This is a genomic window from Corynebacterium sp. HMSC036D03, from assembly GCF_001836185.1.
GTDB classification, from domain to species: Bacteria; Actinomycetota; Actinomycetes; order Mycobacteriales; family Mycobacteriaceae; genus Corynebacterium; species Corynebacterium simulans.
Genome location: NZ_KV827718.1, coordinates 226,594 through 232,960 on the forward strand (window position 1 = coordinate 226,594; position 6,367 = coordinate 232,960).

General features: G+C 50.7%; 6 protein-coding genes and 1 pseudogene. 3 read left to right on the plus strand and 4 right to left on the minus strand.

Features of this window, described 5'->3' with window-relative positions; all coding sequences use genetic code 11:
• Positions 1 to 471 precede the first annotated feature (471 nt).
• Entirely contained in the window at positions 472 to 2,472 is a 2,001-nt protein-coding gene (locus tag HMPREF2692_RS02530; protein WP_070822628.1) for an ATP-binding protein, read from the plus strand.
• A 4-nt stretch (positions 2,473 to 2,476) separates the two neighbouring features.
• Here the strand turns inward: HMPREF2692_RS02530 and HMPREF2692_RS02535 are convergent, their stop codons facing one another.
• Both HMPREF2692_RS02535 and HMPREF2692_RS02540 read right to left on the minus strand, forming a co-directional pair.
• Complete coding sequence (locus HMPREF2692_RS02535; RefSeq protein ID WP_070822630.1) at positions 2,477 to 3,397, minus strand: NaeI family type II restriction endonuclease; 921 nt, start codon at positions 3,395 to 3,397, stop codon at positions 2,477 to 2,479.
• Positions 3,398 to 3,407: 10 nt separating this feature from the next.
• Positions 3,408 to 4,445 carry a DNA cytosine methyltransferase gene (locus HMPREF2692_RS02540; protein ID WP_070822632.1) on the minus strand — a complete coding sequence of 346 codons (1,038 nt, stop codon included), beginning with the start codon at positions 4,443 to 4,445 and terminating at the stop codon, positions 3,408 to 3,410.
• 160 nt (positions 4,446 to 4,605) lie between these two features.
• Between HMPREF2692_RS02540 and HMPREF2692_RS02545 the strand changes: the two genes are divergently transcribed.
• Positions 4,606 to 4,998, plus strand: coding sequence for a hypothetical protein (locus tag HMPREF2692_RS02545; protein ID WP_070822634.1), 393 nt, complete (start codon positions 4,606 to 4,608; stop codon positions 4,996 to 4,998).
• Between the two features lie 8 nt (positions 4,999 to 5,006).
• Positions 5,007 to 5,258, plus strand: coding sequence for a hypothetical protein (locus HMPREF2692_RS13085; RefSeq protein WP_070822636.1), 252 nt, complete (start codon positions 5,007 to 5,009; stop codon positions 5,256 to 5,258).
• Between the two features lie 29 nt (positions 5,259 to 5,287).
• On the opposite strand, the gene HMPREF2692_RS02555 is transcribed toward HMPREF2692_RS13085, so the two are convergent.
• Together HMPREF2692_RS02555 and HMPREF2692_RS13290 are read right to left on the minus strand one after the other, a co-directional pair.
• Positions 5,288 to 5,701: a (deoxy)nucleoside triphosphate pyrophosphohydrolase gene (locus tag HMPREF2692_RS02555; protein WP_070822638.1), complete on the minus strand. Its 414-nt coding sequence runs from the start codon at positions 5,699 to 5,701 to the stop codon at positions 5,288 to 5,290.
• Positions 5,702 to 5,870: 169 nt separating this feature from the next.
• A pseudogene (locus tag HMPREF2692_RS13290) lies at positions 5,871 to 6,367 on the minus strand (IS3 family transposase); the annotation flags it as partial.

Genomic DNA, 6,367 nt, shown 5'->3' on the forward strand with positions numbered 1-6,367 from the left:
AGAAGACGGATTATACGAGCAATGTAAGCCGGATGGCCCAGAACCATAAGGTAACCTCTAAGCAACAAAGATAAGAAACCTTCAGGCTGTATGGGAAATCTAAGCCTTTCGCTTTGCGTCTCACGCTGGCCTCGAAAATGACCTCTATGCGACTGTTTTCAGCCGGAAAAAGTTGCTTCGGCATCTCTCGTTGGAGTGACCACTCAAACCGGATGGACTGTTCTTCGGGGGTGTATATGTACTGGAGGAAGCAATGTATAGGTGCACTCTTTTGTAGAGTAAGGTTCGTTTGTATGTTCGGACATCTCTGCGAAGTGAAAGTCTTGAACTGCTGGATTTTCAAGCGAAATCTAGAAAAGGTGGCCTTATTGTTGGTTAGATAACAGGTTCGAACTTGTGAAAACTGCTGACTGACGTCGAGTTTCGTGGATAGTGTGTTTAGCGAGAGCTAAATTTCAGGAGGTCGTCAGCATGTCTCGTCAAGTTTCCGTCGATAATTCCGCGGTTGGAAATCTGATTCGCCAGGCATACCAAGCCGGTGGAAAATTTCAATGGGTCCGCGAAAGTTTGGTTAACTCAATCCAAGCTAAGGCAACTTGGGTCAAGTTTGGGATTGAGGAGTCGGGGTACGAAAGCCAAGGGGTCCTTCGTCGCTATGTTGCAGATAACGGCCATGGAATGAATGAAGATGAGCTTGGTGACTTTCTTTCTCATTTCGGTTCAGGCGGCCGTGAAATCTCCGATCATGGGAACTTCGGCCAGGGGTTTAAAGCATCTTGTTATCTCTGGAACCCGTACGGAATCGTTGTGCTCTCGTGGACGAAAGGCACTCCAGATGGGCGCATGATTTGGATCCACAGGCGGGTACGGAACGGGACAGAGTACTGGGAGCTGAAAGACTTTGAGTCTTACGATGAGTACGGCGACCCCTTCGTATCTGATTGCATTCCCCCGACTAGAGAAGCTTTATTAGAAATCGGAGTGGATCCGGACCGCCTGATGTTTGAGCAGATTCGTGAAGCTGGACAGGGCACAGTATTTTTGTTTCTCGGAGATTCCGCGTTGCGAGATACCCAAGGCGGAGATTTTCTTCGTCAAGAAGAACAACAGTCAAGAGGCATTCTTCGATACATAAACATGCGTTTCGTAGAGCTTCCCGACGACGTTGATATCCGTGTGGAGAATCTAGAGAAACATGTTCGCTCCGCAGAACGGCGCGGGTCTAAAGACAACTTTTACCTGGGACCTGATGGTAAAACGACAGTTGGTGTCCATAGCAGAACTCCCAAGGGAATTAAGGGAATGATTCCCGATGGCGCAGTCAAAGGAGTACTGGAGAATGGCCCGTACGACACAAAGTTTCATTGGTACCTCAGCCCCTCTGATGCGAAACCGGTAAAAGGCGGCGATGGCCCTACCAGGCCAGTTATTGCAATTTTGTACCAGGGAGAGGCATATTCGCTGCTCCAGACAACGAGTGATTTTAGATCCTTTGGGCTGCCAAAGGTGGTTCGAGATCGAGTATGGCTAACGATTGAGCCGCCAGAATCAATTGAAGGCGATGAAACAACTTGGGGAGTTAAGCCACAAGGTTCAAGAAATCAATTGATTGTGTCTGGTGGTGGAACCCTTCCCTGGGCCGAATGGCGCGATTGGTTTTCCGATTCGTTGCCTGATGCGATTACAAACGCAATCTTGCTGTACGATAATTCGGTTCCCAATCCTGAGGATCTCGAGCAAGAAGAAGTATTGCGCCGAACCATGTCGCGCTTTAGTCAACGCTTCCGGCCAATTCATATTGTGGAGAACCCCAACGGAAATGTGCGTGCGACTGGGCAAATTTCTTCAACAGGGTCTCCCGAGTCATTAGGCGGTAGCAGGCCGCGTGGTGAAGATTCCGAGACCCACAGTGGCTCAAACGAAGCAACTGGAGGACAAGGCGACACGGCCGTTCTGTCAGAATCTATCGATGGGGACAAAACCGGTGTGCGTCGAGCGAAATCCGATGGAATCCCAAAGGTATCATGGGATGACGATTTTCCATTCGAGGATCGGTTCCTCGCAGCGAGGTTCGAACCAAACGAAAGGTTCAGAACTAATAATGGTGGAACGGGTAAAGGCGTTTTACATCTGAATTTGTATTTTCCGCTTTTCCAAAATGAGTTTAAGTATTGGCAGGAGCAGTATGGTCACGCTCCGTATGAAGAAGTCATGGAAATCGTGAAATCTGCATACGAAAGTGAAGCAGTGTCCAAGGTGATGCATGCGAAAAAGCTGAATGGTGCTCGAACAATTAGTCCAGAGGCGCTAGAAGAAGCTGAGTCCCCCGTAGATTTGAGGATTTCTCAAACCGTAGTGAATGCTTGGCTAGGGCCAGAAGCTCTGACTGCTGCGCTGTTGGGGCTGGTTAATGTTGAGTCGCGGATCGTAAATCGATTCAATGGGCGTCACTACATCAGGACCGGAGCTTAGATGTCTACTTGAATGGGAGTGTCGGGGCTGGTTCGACTGCATCGGTTGGTGTTGCAATTCGCCAGTAAGAATCATCGATATAGGTTTTAGAGCCCTCGAAGCTTTTCTCACACTTAACTAATCGCGTTGATAGTGAATCACCGTCTTTGGGGATTGGCAGGCCTAATTCGGCGGCAGTTTTCTGGTGCTTGAGGTAATCTCCAAGGATCACGATCCCCTCAGGCTGTAGAGCAGAACGAGAGCCTCCGTTGTATCGAATACGCTTCATATAGTCCTTTTGCTGCGCGACAGTGGCGATGATGCCACGTGGGACTATGATGCCTTGAGCGATTCTGAACAATTCATTGAGGCGCTGAGCTCCGGAACTTGAAGAGAAAATCTTTGCTCGGTCGTCCTCGCTGAGTTGTAGGAGGGTGTTCGGCGGAAAAGCTTCGTCGAGGAAAAGCCATTCAATTGCGCTGCGACCAGCGGCGGAAATCGAGCGCTTGCCGTCGCGATTGCTGCCTCTAGTCAGAATTGAGTAATCGAGAAAAGCGAATCCCACTCGAAAAGTTCCCTGCTCATCGTCGGCATGGCAAAGCATTCCATGATGCCCGAGAGCCTCGATAGGGATCATCCAGCCAAACTTCTGTTTCGAGTACTTGCAGTCAACTTCGAAGCCCTCGATGTCGAAATCCATCACCTCACCGTCGCCGATAAAGCCGTCGAATTCTCGGCGAATGTTGATTTCGACTATTGAGCCGAGGTGAGCAGATTCGGTCTTACTGAGCTGGCTAATGGCGAAACGTCCAGTATGTTGACCATCATAAATCTGGTCGAAAGACTCGCGGAAGACACGTCCGAGGCGTTCTCCCGTGGGGTCTTGCTCTTTGAATGCAGCCGCTAGCTGTATAGAAATCGTGTCAGGTTGAATCTTGGCAATCACCTTGCCAATTTTAAATCAGACTCAGCTGGTTGACACGGGTTGGTGTTGCAGGTTCTAGAGACTTCGGAATTGGTTTCTTTCGCAGCGCGAACTTTATGCGTTCGCCGAGTGCCTTGGCCACCGGCGGAGGAAAGGCATTGCCAACCTGCCGCCATTGTGCGGTTTTCCCACCGGCCCACTTCCAGTCTTCGGGGAAACCTTGGATGACACCACCCATTCGTACCGTCAAACGCGGCATTTCTTGTTCGGGGTCTGTTGTGAAATCAGCAGCTGGCGGTGATTCGGCGATAGAGGAGCCCTTAATTCCGAGTTTCTTCCAGGCTTCTCGAGCACGCGTTGGCCCTACATCTGGGCCACCATGTTTTTTGCTTCCGCCCACAAGAGTCGGGCCCACTGTGTTTGCGTTTCGAGCCCAAGCTTCAGCTCCAGGCCAACCATTTTCTGCCATTAGCGGGAGAAGTGCTGTTCCCACCGGCGTGTGTGATTTAACTACTTTCGGCCAGGCAAAATAGTTGGCAAATTCGTCCTTTAAAGCGACAAGGATGAACCTTGGTCGAAGCTGCGGCACTCCATAATCAGCTGCTTGGAGAAGTTTCCAAAAGGCGGTGTACCCCATTTCTTCAAGCTGATCGATTATTTGATTTCGGTAGGAGTCAAACCGTTTTTGACCGAGCCCTTTAACGTTTTCTAGAAGCACAGCACGTGGATCAATTTCGTTGATCAGACGTAGCGCCTGTGGAAAGAGGTCGCGTTCATCGTCGGCACCAAGTTGCTTACCTGCTATTGAAAAAGGAGGGCATGGAACTCCGCCAGCAAACAGGTCGATTTTCCCTCTCCATGGCCTACCGTCCAGGTTATGGACGTCCATTTCATGGACATTCCATTTTCCAAGAGGTCCTTTAGTTCCGCGGTTCTGGCGGAGAGTTTCAGCGGCCCAATTATCGATTTCGACGACCGCTGCGTGATGGAAACCTGCCTGTTCTAAGCCCAAAGCCTGGCCGCCAGCGCCAGCGCAAATCTCGAATGAGTGGAGGCGTGAGGTAGCCATCGAGCCGGTTCCTTTCTGAGCGTGAAAACGTAAACAACCATCGTGTGATAATGGTTTGATTAATAAAGTGTCTGTGTTGATTCTCTGTTGAGAGCATAGCGAGTTGGCGGACATTCCATATAATTTTACGAACACTTGTTCCCTTAAGAGGTGTGATTGCATGAAATCTCCGCGAGTGCCCTGGCATCGAGATGAGATCTTGGTAGTGGCTGCGATCGGGATCAAGTATGGGTGGCCGAAAACGCCGCCGCGTTCGGAAATGGAAAAGCTCTCGAGTCTACTGCGTAGATGCGCCGTCCACCCTGAAATCGAGCTAGGTGAAGAGGACACGAAATTCCGTAATGTTAATGGTGTCGATCGAAAATACTACGACTTATTAACTGCACGCCCAGGGTATCCAGGAAAAGCGACCAATGGTGGGAAAACTACACATTCGATTGTTGAATACATGATTGAGCACCAGATGGAAGTCCTTGAAGCTGGAATTAAGATACAGCAAATGCTGGAGTCTGACACATACCGGAGTTTCGTTATCCCAGGCCTAAGAGTTTAAGGCTCGGAATGTCGGTCGGCGCCCACTCTAGTTCTTGGGCTTTGTCTGGTGTGACCCAGTGGGTAGCGTCGTGGTCGGTGAGGGGCGAGGCCTTCGGTTGTCAGGTTGGCCTCGGTGGTGCAGCGAAAAGTAGTCAGCTCGATGGTGGCCAACTTGTACTCGTGCACGGTGGTGGTGACCTTCTCGCCGATGGTGGCTTCGATACCGAGCTCTTCGTGAAGCTCACGGGCGAGGTCTTGCTCGGGGGTGTTCCTATCTAGTTGGTCAAGTCCGCGGGTGGATTCCTTTCTTAGCTGTGACTAGAAGTAATAGCTTCTACCGCCGGGATATCTGCGGGAGCCCAAGCTAGATGCGCGGCCTCTGTGGAGGTAACCCATTTCGTATCGTCGTGGTCGGTGAGATTGAGATTGTCGGCTAGCAGGGAGGCGGTGGTGGTGCAGTAAAAGGTGGTGAGCTCGATGGTGGCGAAATCGTACTCATGCACGGTGGTGGTGACCTTCTCGCCGACGGTGGCTGAAATGCCGAGTTCTTCCTTAAGTTCGCGCGCGAGTGCTTGCTCTGGGGCTTCGCCGGGTTCGATCTTGCCGCCAGGAAATTCCCACATGCCAGCAAGGGAAGTGCCGGGCTTCCTGCGGAAGGCCAAAAGCTGTGTGCGTTCTTCATCGACGAAGACGGCGCCCACGACGCGAATCGTTAAAGTCATAAAGACATTATGCGAGATGAGCGGAGACTATGTCATCAACAAGCCGCTCTCAGCACTGTTGAGACTGGTTAATGTTGAGACGCGGATCGTAAATTGAAGAGTCCTGGGTTAATTCCGCTTCTTTTACGGCCCTGTGTTGATGAGCTCGGTGAGATAGTACTCGGTTTCAGTAGGTAATGTCGCCTACATAGACGCGGTTCGGCTCGTTGGCTGTGAATTTACGGCCTACTAAGTCCGGCATGACACGGTGGCCAGGCTTGCGCCTGGTAGTGACACATCGGCGGCGCTTGGTAAAGCCTTTAAGTCCCATGGATTTCATGATGCGTGCGACCTTCTTGTGATTTATCGGGCCGAAATCCGTATCACTGTTGAGGCTTCACAGCGATGCGTTTAGCACCATAAAGCCCGTGCTCATCATCGAAGATGGTTGTAATTCTCGCACCAATAAGGGCATCGGAATACATCTTTAGCCTGCGCTTTTCACGGGTTTGGACCCATTTATAAAACGAGGAGCGATTGAGCTTTAACACATGGCACATCCGCTTGACCGAGTACTCGGTTCGGTGGTCATAGACAAACTGGAAGCGGATTACCAGCGTGTCTCTTCGGCAAAATATTTAGCAGCTTTACGTAGAATATCGCGTTCTTCGCGCAGCTTCGCGTTTT

What these genes read in the sequence shown, in the direction of transcription:
- HMPREF2692_RS02540 (WP_070822632.1), bottom strand. Translation starts at nt 4,445, where the DNA reads ATGGCTACCTCACGCCTCCACTCATTCGAGATTTGCGCTGGCGCTGGC.
- HMPREF2692_RS02545 (WP_070822634.1), top strand. Translation starts at nt 4,606, where the DNA reads ATGAAATCTCCGCGAGTGCCCTGGCATCGAGATGAGATCTTGGTAGTG.
- HMPREF2692_RS02555 (WP_070822638.1), bottom strand. Translation starts at nt 5,701, where the DNA reads ATGACTTTAACGATTCGCGTCGTGGGCGCCGTCTTCGTCGATGAAGAA.
- HMPREF2692_RS13085 (WP_070822636.1), top strand. Translation starts at nt 5,007, where the DNA reads ATGTCGGTCGGCGCCCACTCTAGTTCTTGGGCTTTGTCTGGTGTGACC.
- HMPREF2692_RS02530 (WP_070822628.1), top strand. Translation starts at nt 472, where the DNA reads ATGTCTCGTCAAGTTTCCGTCGATAATTCCGCGGTTGGAAATCTGATT.